At 46.3% G+C, this 17,288-nt stretch carries 14 protein-coding genes; 6 read left to right on the top strand and 8 right to left on the bottom strand.

The annotated features are described in order from the left end of the window. Positions 1-119: 119 nt before the first annotated feature. From B5M13_RS06520 to B5M13_RS06510, 3 genes are all read left to right on the top strand, one after another. Positions 120-1,046, top strand: a complete 927-nt coding sequence (locus B5M13_RS06520; RefSeq protein WP_080054909.1) for a sugar phosphate isomerase/epimerase family protein — start codon at positions 120-122, stop codon at positions 1,044-1,046. 82 nt (positions 1,047-1,128) lie between these two features. After that, positions 1,129-1,869 (top strand): 3-keto-disaccharide hydrolase, encoded by a 741-nt coding sequence (locus B5M13_RS06515; RefSeq protein ID WP_080054908.1) that lies wholly within the window; start codon positions 1,129-1,131, stop codon positions 1,867-1,869. A gap of 72 nt (positions 1,870-1,941) precedes the next feature. Continuing rightward, entirely contained in the window at positions 1,942-3,267 is a 1,326-nt protein-coding gene (locus B5M13_RS06510; RefSeq protein WP_080054907.1) for a Gfo/Idh/MocA family protein, read from the top strand. An 83-nt stretch (positions 3,268-3,350) separates the two neighbouring features. Here B5M13_RS06510 and B5M13_RS06505 read toward each other — a convergent pair whose 3' ends face one another. Together B5M13_RS06505 and pyrF are read right to left on the bottom strand one after the other, a co-directional pair. After that, positions 3,351-4,646 carry a DUF2851 family protein gene (locus B5M13_RS06505; RefSeq protein WP_080059824.1) on the bottom strand — a complete coding sequence of 432 codons (1,296 nt, stop codon included), beginning with the start codon at positions 4,644-4,646 and terminating at the stop codon, positions 3,351-3,353. A 105-nt stretch (positions 4,647-4,751) separates the two neighbouring features. After that, positions 4,752-5,573 carry an orotidine-5'-phosphate decarboxylase gene (gene pyrF / locus B5M13_RS06500; RefSeq protein WP_080054906.1) on the bottom strand — a complete coding sequence of 274 codons (822 nt, stop codon included), beginning with the start codon at positions 5,571-5,573 and terminating at the stop codon, positions 4,752-4,754. A gap of 115 nt (positions 5,574-5,688) precedes the next feature. On the opposite strand from pyrF, the gene rfbC reads away from it, so the two are divergent. Continuing rightward, a complete protein-coding gene (rfbC, locus tag B5M13_RS06495; protein WP_080054905.1) occupies positions 5,689-6,234 on the top strand; it encodes a dTDP-4-dehydrorhamnose 3,5-epimerase in 546 nt (181 codons plus the stop codon). A 306-nt stretch (positions 6,235-6,540) separates the two neighbouring features. Beyond that, the gene (locus B5M13_RS06490; RefSeq protein ID WP_080054904.1) at positions 6,541-8,238 is read left to right on the top strand and encodes an ArnT family glycosyltransferase; all 1,698 of its coding nucleotides are present in this window, start codon (positions 6,541-6,543) and stop codon (positions 8,236-8,238) included. A 61-nt stretch (positions 8,239-8,299) separates the two neighbouring features. Here B5M13_RS06490 and B5M13_RS06485 read toward each other — a convergent pair whose 3' ends face one another. Continuing rightward, on the bottom strand, positions 8,300-8,992 hold the full coding sequence (locus tag B5M13_RS06485) for a type 1 glutamine amidotransferase domain-containing protein (RefSeq protein WP_080054903.1): 693 nt from the start codon (positions 8,990-8,992) through the stop codon (positions 8,300-8,302). A 263-nt stretch (positions 8,993-9,255) separates the two neighbouring features. On the opposite strand from B5M13_RS06485, the gene B5M13_RS06480 reads away from it, so the two are divergent. Then, entirely contained in the window at positions 9,256-9,651 is a 396-nt protein-coding gene (locus B5M13_RS06480; RefSeq protein ID WP_080054902.1) for a hypothetical protein, read from the top strand. An 88-nt stretch (positions 9,652-9,739) separates the two neighbouring features. Here B5M13_RS06480 and B5M13_RS06475 read toward each other — a convergent pair whose 3' ends face one another. The 5 genes from B5M13_RS06475 to B5M13_RS06455 form a co-directional block, all read right to left on the bottom strand. Beyond that, on the bottom strand, positions 9,740-11,302 hold the full coding sequence (locus B5M13_RS06475; RefSeq protein WP_080054901.1) for a hypothetical protein: 1,563 nt from the start codon (positions 11,300-11,302) through the stop codon (positions 9,740-9,742). Between the two features lie 95 nt (positions 11,303-11,397). After that, positions 11,398-12,417 carry a DUF6807 domain-containing protein gene (locus tag B5M13_RS06470; protein WP_080054900.1) on the bottom strand — a complete coding sequence of 340 codons (1,020 nt, stop codon included), beginning with the start codon at positions 12,415-12,417 and terminating at the stop codon, positions 11,398-11,400. 165 nt (positions 12,418-12,582) lie between these two features. Beyond that, on the bottom strand, positions 12,583-13,197 hold the full coding sequence (locus tag B5M13_RS06465; RefSeq protein WP_080054899.1) for a hypothetical protein: 615 nt from the start codon (positions 13,195-13,197) through the stop codon (positions 12,583-12,585). A gap of 58 nt (positions 13,198-13,255) precedes the next feature. Next, positions 13,256-15,166: a DUF3857 domain-containing protein gene (locus B5M13_RS06460; RefSeq protein WP_080054898.1), complete on the bottom strand. Its 1,911-nt coding sequence runs from the start codon at positions 15,164-15,166 to the stop codon at positions 13,256-13,258. 2 nt (positions 15,167-15,168) lie between these two features. Then, entirely contained in the window at positions 15,169-17,208 is a 2,040-nt protein-coding gene (locus B5M13_RS06455) for a DUF3857 domain-containing protein (RefSeq protein WP_080054897.1), read from the bottom strand. Between the last annotated feature and the right edge of the window lie 80 nt (positions 17,209-17,288).

Genomic DNA, 17,288 nt, shown 5'->3' with positions numbered 1-17,288 from the left:
ACTCATTCGCTCTTTAAAACCAGTAGAATTAAAAATTCTTCCTCTTCTTTTAACTGAACCTGAATTTTCCACTATCAGTAGTTGCCTTTTTAGCTATCTGACTATTCCCATTCCCAATCATGCAGGAGCCTGTAAATCGACGGCAGTTTCTTACAATGGCTGGCCTTTCCACGTTAGCTCTTACCGTAGGCGCTTCCCGACTGGCGGCCTTCGCTACAAATCCATCTGGCCTCAAGATAGCGTATTCAGCCATTACCTGGGGTGGCAACGACGCCCAGGCCATCAGCGATCTGGCTTCACTTGGTTACAAAGGCATTCAACTCCGGGCCAATACCTTCGGACCTTACAAAGCCAAACCATCTGAACTGAAAGCCCTGCTCGACCAGCATCAGCTGGCACTGGCTATGTTCTCGAGTGGCAATGTAGAAATCGACCCGGCCAAAGAGCAGAGTACGATTGATATGCACGTAGCTCATGCTAGTTTTGTAAAAGCCCTGGGTGGTTCGGCTATTCAGCTGACCAACTCAGCCCGCCCTAAAGATCGGCTCCCAACCACGGAAGAACTAAAACGACTGGCAACCGTGATGAATGAAATCGGCAAGCAAACCGCCGACCTGGGCGTTCAGGCATCGTACCACAACCACATGCATCAGCTTGGTGAAACGCCAGAAGAGGTGGATGTGATTGTGCAGGCCATGAACCCAAAATACGTGAAACTCGAACTGGATATTGCTCACTACAAACAGGGAGGAGGGCAGCCTGAAAAAGCAGTGAAGCAATACAAAGACCTTATTTATGCGTTGCACCTGAAAGACACCATGTCGCCCCTGCCGGATAAACCCAACGATCCGAAAGCCTATAAATTCGTTGAGTTAGGCCGTGGTAATGTCGATGTTCCGGCCGTGTTCAAAGCCTTGGAAGACATCAAGTTCAAAGGCTGGGGGATTATCGAACTGGATGGCGTACCCGAAAAAGACAAAACACCCCTCCAGTGCGCCCAAATCAATAAAGATTACATCACAAAAACCTTACATCATCAATTGTGATTGAGCGAATGAGTGATTGAGTGAACAACGGACGCGTAGATTTCTCACTCAACCACTCATTCGCTCAATCATTCATTCGCTTATGAAACAACTAATCATCGGTGCTGCCCTGCTCGGTTTGCTGGCGTTTGACAAGCCACAAACGCCCAACACGTTAACTGACAAGGAGAAAAAAGAAGGTTGGAAACTACTTTTCGATGGAAAAACAACCAATGGATGGCGGGGAGCCTATAAAGACAAGTTCCCTGAAAAAGGCTGGAGCGTAACGGATGGGATGTTGACAATCCAACAATCAGACGGGTCTGAATCGCAAAGTTTCGGTGACATTGTTACCGACGGCGAGTATAGCGATTTCGATCTTATGTTCGATTTTAAACTCACCGAAGGGGCCAATAGTGGCGTAAAATACTTTGTGGTTGAGCATTCGCCTAAGCCCAAAGGCTCAGCTTTCGGCCTGGAGTTTCAGGTTCTGGACGACGATAAACATCCTGATGCTAAACTAGGGCGTAACGGAAATCGTACTGTTGGCTCTCTGTATGATCTGATTCCGGCATCGGGTAAAAAAGCCAACCCAATTGGCGAGTGGAATACAGGGCGCGTGATATCGAAAGGGAAGCATGTGGAGCACTGGCTCAATGGCACGAAAGTGGTTGACTATGAACGAGGCAGTGAGAAATTTCGTGAACTGGTTGCGATGAGTAAGTATAAAGCTCCTGAATACAACGCTAACGGTCGGTTTGGTGAAGCGCCCAAAGGGCATATTCTGCTTCAGGATCACGGAAACCGGGTTTATTATCGGAATATGAAGATAAGAACACTTTAATCAGGTACCGGACATACTGGTCTGAACCTACTTTTTTTATTTTTACAGTCAAACGTTTCCCTTTCAAATCGCATGGAAAATCGTCGTGAGTTTATAAAAAAATCTGCCCTAGCCGGGCTCGGCATGAGCTTCTCGGCAGGTAGCTACGCTCGCATCCTGGGTTCGAACGACCGGGTTCGGGTGGGTATTGTCGGCTTCTCGGATCGCTTCCGACAGTCGCTGGCCCCCGCTTTTGCCGAACATGCCAAGGCGCAGAATTTTGCGTTCGTAGCGGTATCCGACATCTGGAATCGTCGTCGTGAAGAAGCTGATGCGTACCTTAAAGGCAAAGGTCTGAATGATAGCAACTTCTTCAAAGCGCGTAACAACGACGAACTGTTCGAACGGAAAGACGTCGATGCGGTCATTATTAGTACCGCCGACTTCCAGCACGCATTGCATTGTGCGGCTGCTGTTGAATCAGGCCATGATGTCTATTGCGAAAAGCCTTTTGCCGAATCGCTCGAAGATGCTCGTAAAGCCCTGAAGGCTGTTGAAAGTTCAAAAAAGATTGTTCAGATTGGATCACAACGTCGTTCGGCACCCAACTACCACTCGGCCAATGAGTTTATCCGGTCAGGTAAATTCGGCGATATTACCATGGTTGAAATGACCTGGAATGTAAACCAGCCTGGTCGCTGGCGTCGGGCTAAACTCGTTTCCGAAATCAGGAAAGAAGATACCGACTGGGATCGTTACCAACTCAACCGCCCCAAAGTAGCCTGGGACCCACGTAAATACCTTGAGTTCCGGCTGTTCTATCCTTACTCATCAGGTATTCCCGGTCAGTGGATGTCGCACCAGATCGATACGGTACACTGGTTCAGTGGGCTGGATCACCCGCGTTCGGTAGTGGCCAATGGTGGTATCTATAGCTGGAAAGATGGCCGTACGAATGCCGATACCTTCACGGCTGTATTCGATTATGGCCCGGACAATGACAAAAATAAAGGCTTTCAGGTGTTATATTCTTCCCGGATGAATAACGAAGCCGGGGGTGTAAAAGAATACTACTACTCGAACGGGGGGATGATTAATCTTGATACCAACAAGATTTCACCCGAAGGAGGCCTAGAAGAGAAATACGCAAAAGACATGGGCATGAAAGCCAATCTTCTACCCAGCATGTCGCTTGGTGAAGCGGCTAAAGTCGAAACATCGGCCAACACAGGTGGCGATCCAATGACGTCCTTACACATGTTGAACTGGATGGAATGCGTTCGGAGCCGTAAAGAGCCTAATGCTCCTGCTCGCGTCGGTTTCAATCACTCAGTCGCCAACATCATGGCTACAATGGCATTACATACCGGCAAACGTGTAACCTGGGATGCTACCAAGCAGGATGTGGTGGTGAGCTAGGCGTTTTTGGTGTATGCTATAGGGTGTATGATAGATGGTTTCGCAGTTCGTCACATCAGCTTTTATACATCCTATAGCATACATTACTTTAATAGGGCTGCTCCTATCTGGCAGCTTAAGCACTTTTTTACAGAACAAAACTCATTATAGAGTTCAATAGCCGCCTGCGAGTCGAACGCTGTATGGATACCCAATCCGAGCGTATCCCAACCTTCGGTCAGACGGTTTTTTTCGGCAGGCAATTGTTCCAATAAGCTGATAGCCCGATCAATATAAGCGGGCTCTCCCCGGTGGTGCGCATATGCCGCCAGCAATGGAACCACAGCGTTGACAATAATGCCAATAGCTGACGATTCTCCCAGTGTTGGAACCGTCTTTTCCGATGCTTTTCCAAATCGATAATGTGATTGCCAATACGCAGATGGCGTTATCTGCAAAGCCTCCACAAGTAGTTTGGCATCGGTGGCCCCGGCAAATAAGGAAAACAAGCTGGCATTCCGCGTAATCAGGCAGGCTAACTGGGCAACACGAAGAGTCGGGAAATTGGCAGGGCGCAACCTCCCCCACTTCCATATATGCGCTGGCATCTGCTTATCCACGACACCATATTTAGCCGCCAGAAACCGATACTCACGCTCCAGAGTATCTATATACCTATCCTGTTCTTTTACCTTCCCATCCAGTAAACCGGCTGTACCAAACAATAACGCTTCAACCTGGATAAGATTATCACGATGTTTTAACAAAGCTTTCAACGGTACGGCCCGACTGAGCTGCGCCATAGGCTCAGCATTTATCTTGAATCCCATCGTAATAGCCAGCAATCGATAAACCGTTTCCTCCCAATCTCCACCTGTACCATCAACTAAATCACGTACAATAACAGCCTTGCGCTCAAGCCGTTGCAGCATCGTCTTATCCAGCATAGACGTTATGCGAAGTGGTGATACAGAACGGAATTGACCTGCACAGGGAATGGCGTCGGCCGATGTTGTGAGCAGGTGGTATCGCTCAAGCAGTAAAGGGTCGGTACGATGGTGTAGCTCAAGCGTTGGCAGCGCGGTTCCATTCGTCCGGTCAACTCGACGACCGGTGACCGACGTATCATCCTGCCAAACCACATGGAGAATCACATTGTCATAGGCCCGGTCATATTGATGCTTATGAACCAGCCAATCCGATGCCTGCGTATGCATCTCTACGGTTCCTACCCACTCGACATCGTTGATTAGCAAACGAGCATTCGTAAAATCAGGCCCGGCATTATGGTTTCGAAAACCAGGGTTGATGACCTGTATGGATTCTCCCTCGGTTGTTGTAAGATTTGTTGGCGAAAAGTACTGGTATTGCCAGATAAAATAGAGAAACGATTCCAGCACAGGCGTAATGTATAACAAACGGTGTATAATGTACAATTATCTGCATGTATAAGCAGAAAACCAAATACATTACCCCGGCTTACGAAACACTAATCCGTATTGCTTTTACATTTCTCCCAAATATCTTTTCATCTCCTGTTGCATACGTTTAGCCTCCGCACGAGCCTGCTGAGTAAAGTCAGTACCTGTAGAGGCATATAATATACTTCTTGATGCATTAACCAATAACCCACCATCGGCCGTAAGCCCATATCTGGACACATCGGCCAGTGAGCCACCTTGTGCACCTACACCCGGGACCAGCAAAAAGTTTTTTGGCGCTAACGCCCGGATTCGTCCCAATTCTTTAGCCTGAGTAGCACCTACTACAAACATGAGCTTATCAGGCCCTGCCCAGGTTTGGGCCGTTTCAATAATGGTTTCAAAGAGCGCCTGATCGTCCACAGCCTGTCGTTGAAAATCGGCACTACCAGGATTTGATGTCAATGCCAGCAAAATGACCCATTTCCCTTCGTAAGCCAGAAAAGGCGTTACTGAATCATGCCCCATGTAGGGAGCCACAGTTACCGAGTCGAACGATAATCCAGCCGCCGTTGGCTCGAAAAATGTACGGGCATATAGATCTGATGTATTACCAATATCACCCCGTTTAGCATCTGCAATTGTAAAACAATCGGCAGGAATACACTCAAGTGTTCGTTGAAGGCTTTCCCATCCACGCGGCCCCTGGGCTTCATAAAAAGCGATATTAGGCTTGTAAGCCACAGCGAAATCGGCAGTTGCATCAATGATTGCTTTATTAAATGCCAAAACCGGGTCTTTTTCGGTCAGTAAATGAGTAGGAATTTTTCGGGGATCGGTATCTAGACCAACACAGAGATAAGACTGTTTTTGAAAGATCTGGCTACTTAATTCGGAGTACGTCATGCTGAATCGAAGAATCACCACTTAAAAATGATTCGGTTCAAAAGTACAACTTACCAAGCCAGTTTCATAAATTTGCCTGTAAGATAACGTATTGCCTACGAAACAAATTGCTACCATGCAAGTCCGCCAAACGGCCATTGAGGGTCTTATCGAATTGATTCCACGTATTTTTGAAGATGAACGTGGCCATTTTTTCGAATCCTATAATAAACCTCTATTTGCATCGCTGGGGCTACCTATGGAATTCGTACAGGACAACCAGTCGTTTTCCGTTAAGGGAGTTTTGCGGGGTTTGCATATGCAAAACGAACCGTTTGCCCAGGGAAAACTAGTACGGGTTATTACTGGGCAAGTGCTGGACATCGCGGTCGATCTACGGCCAGACTCCCCAACCTTTGGCCAATACGAAACATTTCTGCTGGATGCCAAACTAGCCAATATGGCCTACATTCCTGAAGGTTTTGCGCATGGCTTTGTAGCATTGGAAGATAGTATATTCAGCTATAAATGTACAAATGTGTACAACAAAGCTTCTGAATCAGGAATTATCTGGAACGATCCCGACCTGAATATTGACTGGGGTATCAAGAATCCAATAGTTTCCGAAAAAGATCAGGAGCTAAAGCTACTACGAGATGTGTTTCCCCAAGCCGTTGTATAATACCTAATCGTTTTTATTCAGGCCTAATTGGTTTAGACCTAATATATCTAAATCCGAAAGCCCAGCCCTAGGTAACATACTAACGCTACTGTTTTTTATCATTACCACCCCCTGATGAGCTAGCTGTATTCATCAGGGGGTGATGTATTTATTGCTATCAATTAAACTATTTTCATAACTATTTCCTATGTTCACCCTAGTGGAATAATAACCAATGGTTTATAGAAATTATACCTTTGTAAGGCGAAATACAAATAGACACTTTTAGCTCGATTGCTTCTTTGTTACCACCCGTTCAAATTGCTTATGGAACACGTTTACGCTTATTTTTCCACCCAAAAAAACCAACTTCTTTTTATATCATTTATCTGGATTATTTCAGCAACAGTTATTAATCCTTATGGCGAATTTCCTTTCAACGACGACTGGGCGTATGCTCAATCAGTACAATCTTTAGTCGAAAAGCATAAATTTTTTATGTCCCCCTGGACTAGTACGAACCTAGTGGTTCAGATCATCTGGGGAACTTTATTCTGCCTTCCATTTGGCTTTTCCTTTACCGCTCTCCGCATTTCAACCCTGGCAGCAGGCTTGTTCGGCTTGTGGGGCACACATCGGCTTATCTATAAAGTAACGGACGATAGCCGTTATGCCTTCATTGGTACTTTATTAATGCTGGCCAACCCCATGTACCTAGGTTTATCAGCTTCATTTATGACCGATATACCCTTTTATACACTGATGGTTTGGTCACTGTCCTATATGGTTGCTGGATTGCGGGAAGATAAGTTTTTGACTCTATTGATAGGCATATTTCTTGCGGCCCTCGCGCTTCTGGTTCGCCAATTAGGTATCAGCTTATTTGTAGGTTTCAGCTTTGCCTATGTGGCTCGAAAGGGCATGAACTGGAAAGCAATATCCATTGGCGCCATTAGTATAGCGGCAGGCTTAGCCATTCAGTTGCTTTACCAGCGATGGCTTGACTATATGATGCCTGAATTAATCGCCTACAATGTACAGGCCAACAATTTCTTTAGTAAAAGTTTTTATGAACGGCCGCTTGTCCATGATTTTTTCAACAACTCGTTTGTGGCTGTGATGTATACCGGAGTGTTTATGGCTCCTTACTTTTTACTGCTACTTACCAAAGGGAGCTTAGCGAGTCTACGGAAAAATCTACTACAACTCATCTGCTTAATCGGTATAGTTATTGGGCTTTGGTTTTACTTTTTCCAGGGTATGCTCATGCCTATCTGGTGGAATATACTCAATGCTTTCGGCTTGGGGCCAATGCTCATACGAGATATGTTTTATCGGATGTATACCTTACCGACACCTGGTTTTCTGCATATTGCTATGGGTCTTATAACAATAGGCAGTATCTTAGGCAGTGTTGGCGTTCTTTTCTTCTTAATTAAGATCATTCGTTATTTATCCTATCGGCCTATCTCCGCACTACAACGGTCCATTGGAATTCTATTCCTCTCTGTTACTGCGATCTATTATTTGCCGATGAGTTTACAGGGGCTTTTTGATCGGTACCTGCTTCCTATTCCGGCTTTATTGCTCATTCTGATTTATATAGCTCGCACAGATACCATTCAGACAAAACAAGCCCCTATCCTATCACTACCTCTTTACTTATCGATAAGCTTATTCTTTATCAGTTTTGTCTATAACATCTGTACTACCCACGACTACCTGGCCTGGAATCGTGTCCGTTGGCAATCCCTTAATAACCTACTCAAACAAGGGGTTAAATTAACGGATATTGATGGCGGATTTGAATTTAATGGCTGGCACCTGTATAATTCATCCTACAAAGTCAGCTCCGATAAAAGCTTCTGGTGGGTACATAACGATAAATATGTACTGGCAGCGAGTGTACTACCCGGCTTTACTCTCTTCCAGGAATTACCTGTGAATACATGGCTCCCATATGGACTCCAAAAGCTTTATATTGGTAAAAAGATAGATGATTCTAATCCTCAATCAACGCAATAGTTTCCTTCCTACGCCATCAAAAGCCTGTTATCAACACCTGAACAGATGGTAACCTCGCAGGTCACTTTTCATACATTTCTTCCAGCACTTTCCGCCCTACTTTGCGAGCCGATAGTGGATTTTGTCCAGTAACAAGCCGATCATCAACCTCAATGTAGGGTACAAATGGAATCAAGCTCTTGCTATACAGGGCGTTTTTCTGTCGTAAAGCATCTTCCAGTAAAAAAGGGACTTCTTCATCCAGCCGGACCAATTTCTCTTCCATATTAGAAAAGCCCGTTACCTGCCGCTTGTCGAGGAGAAAGCTTCCATCCGACAACTTAACATTAAGCAGCGCACTTACACCATGGCAAACGGCAGCTACCATCCCTCCATGTTCGTAAATCTGCCGGGTTATACGCTGAATAGCCTCATTATTCGGAAAATCCCACATCGTTCCGTGCCCCCCTGCGAAGTAGATGATCTGATACCTGGCTGGGTCAATCTCGTCCAGGCGAAGTGAGTTCTCTAATTTTGATCGGAATGCCGGGTTATGATACCATTTTTCATTGATAGTATCCCGGCGATCTATGCTTTTTTCATCAAGCGGTATAGCCCCACCGTTCGGGCTGGCGAAGTCGTAAGGTAAGTTTCGATCTGCCAGTTCATCGTAAAAATGCGTAGCCTCACTCAACCATAATCCGGTCTTATAAGATTTGGTTGGAAAGTCTGTATGATTCGTACAAACAATTAGTGTGCGGTAGGTAGGGTCCATAAGTAAAAGCAGCAGTCAGTTTACGAAGGAGATCCACCGCTTCAGAGCGAAGTTAAATGGTTTCCAGTAACTTCTGCAACCCTCTGGCTTCCATAAAATTCACTCATCAATCGGGTATAAATCTCTTTATCCAATTCGGGAAATAAAAAATAATCGGCCAGTTGCTGATTCTATAAATTAAAATTTGCCCAACATATGATTTTACTATCAGAATAGATTGCGTATTAGTATATTTGTTTGTAAACCGTACTGTGCTGACTTTTATGCAAACTATCTCTTATGAATCCCTACAGGCCGAACATGCCTGGATGCTCGTCTGCGATCAACTTCAACAACGGAATAATGTGTTGGCGAAAAGTATTTCGCATATGGAGCGCGACCCTAAGGAGCTTCCTATGGCTAGTCGGCTAATTATCCTTCGGTATCATCTGAAAATGAGCTTACGTCAACTTACGCAGGCAGCCCGCCAAACTGGTTTGCAACCACCGAAAAACAGCCGATTGGCAGCTCAATGGGAGCATGTTCACCAGTTATTCTTTTTACTTCGCCAGATAGACAACGAACTGGGCCGCGCTTCCAACGAAAATCCGAATCTGCGTTCCTGTTTAAAATCACTGGACGGACGTGTCTACCGATCAGCATTAGTCCATTTAAACTAAGTTGTTCAATCAACATAAACACAACAATGCCATTGTCGACGCCGAAAGACAGGCTCGCCGACAATGGCATTGCTGTATCTAAATAAACTTATCGCTTCCGGTTCGAACGAACAAATTGTAATTTCTGCACATCAACAGTTATACAATCTGGCTCACAGGGGGCGGCCCCAGGCGTACCTACCAGAAACTCTTCACCCGGCACCTCTGGTGATGGCCCATCTGGACTGGTAGCAATCCAGGCAAACTCCGACCACGCGCCAGGCGTCGGGCCATCAGATACTAAAACGAATTCGATCTGACCAATTGTGTAATCCAGCCAATTATGATTTTGACTTAAGTCAAGCTCATAGGTATGATACTGACCATCATTTTTGATGGGGAAATCCATGTAACGATCACCCGTACCATACATAACCTGGTCGTCAGTTCGTCGCCATTTCAATCGCAGCTTCGTATTCGGCGTTTGAAAAGCTGCTCGTACGTATATTTTGGGATTGTCACTTCCTTTCCAAAAGACAAAGGGTGATATAATTTTGGCATTTACAGCATCATCCCAAAATACATGCAGCTTTCCAGAAATAGGCCAGCCCGTATCCTGTGCTTGCCCCAATGTCCACCCTTTGCGTGAATTATCGAATACATAGTTAGGGCCAGGTTTTGATTTCGGTCTGCTATATACGCGGGACCGTATCTCGCTTAAATGGCCTAAAATCAATTCATAATCCCATTCATGAACCAAGTTATAATCGAGGACAATCCGGGGCGTAGCAGCAATGTACGATGCAACGGTGCTAAATTCATCACCGCCTAAATCTGCGCCGAAATATCCTCTTTTCCATTCATAGTTATTCCCTACCAGGTACAAACCTACACCATATCCATTATCATTGGTCGAGGCCATCCAAGGCTCCGTCGGAAATACGTCACCAAACATAGATGTTGCTGGCGGCTGGATACGCGAGAGCGTCAGATCACCGTTTGTAAAGGGCGTTTTGCCTGAGTAATACCACATATTGTGATAATCGCCAGTCAGATATACGCATGGAAACTCCTGTTGACGCGACTCGTACTGAGTTTTGTCAGATCGAGCCATCGTTACCTTCACATGCACCTTTACCACATTACCATCCAATCGAACCCAGTGCTCAATTGTAGCCTCACCGGGTTGATTATTGAAAGCAAACTGTTTGGGAATTGTTTTGGCATATAACAAATTCTCTTGTTTGGCAACAGCCACCACCTGGGCAGGGTTTCCATATACATCACCCGCCTGAATTGGGTTCCAGCCCAATCCGGTCCAGGCACCATTACCATTTTCGGAATAATTAAGTGGGCCACCATACATGCCAATCTGAATTTGGCGACCTAAATCCGGATTGCTGACCATATTACGGGTACCAACCTTGCCCCCATGATCATCCAGGAAAGTCAGGTGTGTAATGGCTCCTCCCGCATTGGTGTTAATACCCACTCGAATCTGCGAGTTTTCGATGGTCAAGAGTCCGTCGGTTCCTGAGCGAAGTGAAGGCGAGGTGCCACTACCAGGCGTACTAGTTCGAATCTGAGCGAAAAGAAATACCGGAACCAGCAAAAGGGCTGCCCCAATCAGGCAGCAAAAACGTTGAATGGAAAAAAAAGAGATGTGGGCCATAAAACCAGTACGATTAAGTGTACCAGTTTCGATGACCCACAAATAACATGCCAACACCAGACTATATCTAGTTAACAATTTACCAATTCCATAAACTATTTAACTAATTGACTTAACGCACTATCGGAAAGCTGACCAGATTGAATTAACAGTTTGTACCGAAATGTAACCGATTTACCCGCTGGAAGTGTATAGTTCATGGCGGGAGCCTTACCGCTACTCATCACCGCTGCCCCTAATGGATTGGCGGCAAATAGGCCATAACCCCTTGCATGCCAGTAGGTTGGATAACCTACGTTTTTAGGATTATCCAGCATAACAACCGATAGGTCTTCTCCATTGATCGTTCCTGTCAGTTTCACCCAAGGTGCACGTGTACCCCATACGGCATCGCCTTCAACGCCTTCGGCGCTATGATAAAGTCCCGTAACTCCTTCGTTATTCATTACAGGCACTTTGGTCTCTACGCCCTGGGCATCTGTGAATACTTCGGGTTTGGTGGCGGGCTGCTCAAGCTGATGAGCCATTCGTAAGGCAATCATACCTTCTTTATTATCCTTGAACAACACGTCTTTATCGGCCGCTTTCAAGGTAGCGATTCGCTCAATAGTACGGTTGCTGGCTGTTGCTTTAAACGCGTAGGTTGTGGTCTCCTGAAGCATTACCTTACCATCTTTGTCGAGCCAGTCGGCGGTTACCACCAGTTCAGCCTGCCCTTTGCCATTTTTCATCGACTTGATCCCCGTATGCACGATGGTCCCGAATGGTCCTTTGTGGTCTGGTCCGACCTGAATCGAATTGTTCCAAAAGTCGTGTCCATTTACATCACCATAGTTAAACCACATACCTACATGGTGTGGGTGGTCAATCCGCTCACCTGGACGAGGATCGAGAGGCCAGCCACGCGTAATAAAATTGCCCCCTGCCGACCGAATCGGATAGAGTACAGGCTTTTTCAGAACCGTTGGGCCGGGATAGATATAAGCAGTGAAGGGTTTACCATCAACGGTAACATCAACGCGTTTCTGGCCTTCGTTATGCGTAAGTTGAATAGATTGGGCAAAACTCGAGAGCATCGAGCTAAAAAGCAGAAGGGTTGTTGCAAGGTAGCGCATTTGAAAAGGTATTAATCAGACTCACAAAGTTTACGTCAAAACAGGCAATAAACAAATGCCCCAACTAAAGTCGGGGCACGAAATAGACCGCTTACATAGTACTCTTCGTACGTTCAGATGTACTACTCAGGCTGGCAATTGCATCTGAAATTGGTCCAGTACAAACTAATTACCAGACAAGATTTTATTCGTCACTTCCTGATCGATCGTAATATAGCCAGGGTAATTGATGGCTTTGTTACCAAGCGCCAGCGTCGGTTTAATCCGGATCGTCAGTTTTGACGGTTGCGTATTAGCAGCGCCCGACAAGTTTCTGACCAGTTGGGTAAACGCATCACGTGTTTTCGAGTCCGAAATAAGCTGGTAGGCATTGGCGCTCAATCGAACAGGCACGCGGGTTCTGCCACCAGGCTGCACTTCTATCCGTTGATTTAAAAAACCGTTAAACAACTCTTGCCCAGTCAACAAAACTTTATATTCCAATTGGTTAATACCTGCCAGTTTACCCGTCGGGTTGGTTATATCAAGATTGATACGTGCATCCAGAGGTATGTTGCGGGTCAGCAAACCCGCAGCCAGCCGGGGAAACCGGGTTACATCCATATTTTCGATATTGCGGAACTCCCGAACATCGGTACCGGCCAGATACACACTATCGGCTGATGCAATGGTATATCGACAATCGCCCAGCGCCTTTGCCTGGGCAATTTGCTGATTAACGCTACAACGGTAAAACAAAATGGATAAAGCCACTAAGGCCAGAATAAGTACTTTTTTCATAATTTGATGGTTGTCGTCCTTTTGATGTAAACGTTCGACAGGGGGGAAAGTGTTTGGTTTAATTATTCTTAACAAACACCATCTGCATTCGGTCAGCTTTGGCCACTTTTTTCCGAAAGTCGACCCATTCGGTATAAGCAGAAGCGGGAAAACGCCCCCCATGCATAGTTATATGACGCACATACGTGATCCGGTCACCCTCTACATCTACCTGCGCCGTATACTGGCCAAATTTAGAGTCCACAGCCACAGGCTTAATGGCAAATTCGGGTGTATAGCCTTTCGGAATTCGGTAGGTAATAGTATCGCTATCCTCAAAGTCATAATTAGTCCCTAGATCAACAGCCGTTTGCCGGGTTTGGAGCATCGGTGTCGCCAACGATAGGGCCGACATAAGATTGAGCGGCAGAAAGAGTCGATTGCCACTCGGCGTTGCCCATTTTCTAACCGCCAGCGAGAGCGTCTCGGTAACAGCCGGGACGGTATTGGCCTGTTCCAAAAACGAAAACGCTGTCAGGTCAAAAGCGGGCACATGGATACGTTTAAGCAACCAGCTTCGTTGTTCGTCCCGATTCATACCATGAATTACCTGTCCGTAGTCGTCTTGCTGAAGACCTGTATAGCGAGTTCTGACATCGGCTGTGGCATCGCCCTGTTCGGTGAGCAAGATCGAAATACGCCGTTGCTGAAGGTTATCGGCGGGTCTATAACTGGGGGTTTTTACAAGTCGGCCACCATCGGGCGTAATAAGCAGAACATGCCGATTACCCGTAAAGTCACCAACATATCCAGGCTGGCCATGCTGACTGGTGCATTCCAGAAACAGCGTATCGCGGCCATCAGGCACGCACAGAATAATATGGTTGAACTGAAAGCTCGGAAAATCAACCTGAGCATCCGGTTCGTTATCACCTGCCTTTACCAGAGCGGGATAAGCCGTAACGCCTACGTTTTTCAACAATGCCTGCGTAAAATTGGTAAGGGCCTTACAATCCCCGTATTTACTGGCGGCTACCTTGTCGGCTTCGATTGTCTGCCAGCCGCCAATACCCAACTGAATACTCACATACCGAGTCTGGTCCTGCAGAAACGAATAAACCTTCCGAACTTTACCTAGCGTAGTCGTTTCGTTTTTGGTCAACTCCTGCATACGCTGTCGAAGATCGGCAGGAATGGCATCACGGCCTGTATTCAAGGTATAATAGAACCGCCCCACATCGCTCCAGGAGGTTACTTTCCCTTTATATCCCTGCACCTCAAAATCCGTTGGAGCGGTATACACGATCGGCCATTGCTCCCAACTTGGGGGCGATAATGGTTCCAGTTCCAGCGCAGGTCGATTAGTCAGTTTCCAGACGTAGGTTTTCCCGCCATCGGCCGACGGTGAAGAGGTTCCGGCTGTGGGTATATTCACTTCTTTATACCGCAACGCCAGTCTGGCTGGCATGGAAACGGTGTAGGAAGCCTGCTCCAGAGCAACGTGTTCTTTTTTCAACGGCACCCAGGTCGGGTAAAACATCAGATTGCGTTCCATCGTCTCCACCGTAAATTCGACAGTATAAGGATAGGTTGGTTGCCTAGGGAACTTTGCCGCCTTAACCCGTTGATCATCAAAGAAATTATAGTCAGAGAGCGTACTGTAATCCTCAATATCCGATTTTTTCAGTCGCTTGATCAGTTTACCGTCCGCATCATAAAGGGCACCTTCCAGTTCTGTTACTTTTGAGAGTTTATCATATCCAACCACAATCGTAGCATCGTCGTCAGCCTCTTTGTCGAGTACGGTTACAACAGTATGCACACGTCGTACTGCCTCTCCGGGTGCCTTTACGGCAAAGGAAGTTTCATGCCGCCGAATAACACTATGTGCATTCTCTTTCAGGGATTCTGGAATAGCATCGGCTTTGTATTCACTTTGCGCCCAGACAATGGATGGGCCAAACAGCGCCAGTAGTACTAAATGCTTCATAATTACTTCTTTTCAGCTACGGGACCACGTTTAAGAATGACTGGTTCGGCATGTTTGGCTACGATGCGGCTAAACAGTTCCCGAACGTTGGGATACTCTTCTGCATAATACATTGGCTTTCGCAGCATGATCCGACTCATAATCTGAAGCTTATTTTCTGCATTCATGCCTATCTGATAGATAAATCGGCCGGCGTTTTCAGGCAACGTCATCAATACAGGTTTAGGCATTTCCTCAATCTGATAGCCTTGCGGTAAGGTGTATGTCGCCACAAACGTTTCTTCTTTAGCATAACCAAAATCAACCGGGTAAAGCCGTTCAGGCTCTTTAAATGGATTAATACCATGGCCTTCGGTCAGCATTGGTCGTAAGTAAAGCCGGTCACCTGCGCGTCCACAGGCATCGGGGATCGAAAACGTATAATCTGTATTAAATGCACTACTGTTCCAATCCGCGCCCGAGAAATCGACCTTCTCAATTTGCCAGATCGGCCGTCGTTTCCGAATTCCTTCCAGGTATTTTGTTTTTCCCTCCGAAGCAAATGATTTGCGAGCCCTCAACGCACTATACCCTACCTGCGACTGCCGTAATGTGCCCGTTATCTCTCCATCATCGCTAATGGTGAACGAACCCGTATAGGAATCAACCTCCCGTTCCGTGGGCATCAATGAAATAAAGCGTGATCCCGAGGAATGCACCAGTCGCCCGGTTCCATTCAGGCAATGAACGGGCAGCATACCCGGTGTCAGGAAAGGATCGGTAGCATCCAGCAGCATATCTTTACCACCAACTGAAACCTGGGCGACGACGTAATTGAACTTTCGAATCAGCGCATAGGACTCATTGATGCGGCCATTGGATCGGGTACTCAGAATGACCGGATTTGCATCGAGGTCCATTTCACGCAGGAGAGCAACCAGCATCAGGTTGATACCGGCCGAATTCCCTTTTTTGTTCTCAAATACCTTTTTAATATCATCATGAGAAACAAATCCACCGACTCCGTCCCATTTTATGGCTTTCCGAATAAACTCGTAAGCTGCTGTTACCCGACCCAGCGTATCGGCATGCTGGCTTAATATGGTTTTAGCCGTTTCACGCAAAAAAGGAGCGCGTTTAATCTGACCACCAAAGTCTACATCGTTCAGAAGCGTCCGGTCGAGGTCGGCCCAACTTACCGACAGGTCGTGTTTCCGTAAATCGACCCATTGGTAACTGGCGAGTTCAAACTCGATCTTAGCCATATAATCGTCTTCGGTAGTGATATAGGCTTCGTCGCGGAAAGCCGGAATATCTTTCATGGCAAATCGGTAGGCTGATGCCGACGCTCCATTTTGGCCAGGATACAAATCGACCGACTTGGTGGTACGTTCGTTCACCACCATCTGGATATAGCCAGTCTGAAGGATTTTGTAAAAGAAATAATCGGGGATGGTAATTCGGTATTCGCTCCAGTTAACGGGAACGTCCTGTTGAAACTTCCAGGTTCGGGGCGTATACCGAACACTAAAGGGCGTTCGGACCGTGTATTTATATTCGATGATGGAGCCTTCATGTACGTTTGGTAATGTGTATTTTTCCAGGTAATAATCGTCGGAGACTTTCTCAGAAAAGTGTGCCGTTTTCGGAAAATGGTCGATCATCACGTTACCGTCGACGAGGTTATAACTATAACCGTCAAACTCCGAAACGTATTCATGCTGCCCAGATCTACCTCGTCGGGTAGAGATCTGTACGGTTGCCCGATTATATGCAGACTTTTTATTGATTTTAGTCCGGCCATGGCAGGTAAACACCAGCCAGACTTCGCCCTGATTTTCCTCAAACGTTACCTCGCCCAAATCGTAGAGCACGAGCGCTTCGGCAGTAGAGTCAGTTGAAACTTTAGCAAACTCCTCACGAGAGATAACACCGAATTTGACCACTGGCGCCGGATCAGGCGCTTTGTTTTTTGATTTTTGAGCGAAGGCAGCCGAAAAACTGAGACAAAATGATAGAACTATTGTTGCCAGCAAGCGATGGGCAAGCGAAGAAGGGGACATAAATGGTGGGTATGGTAAGTAACTATTTTCGGCCAAGATACTAATTTGGCCATATTTCTACAATGCTCGTATAGAAAATA

The organism is Spirosoma aerolatum (assembly GCF_002056795.1).
Lineage (GTDB): Bacteria > Bacteroidota > Bacteroidia > Cytophagales > Spirosomataceae > Spirosoma > Spirosoma aerolatum.
Note: the sequence above shows the minus strand (reverse complement) of the source record. Positions and strands in the feature narration are given on the sequence as shown.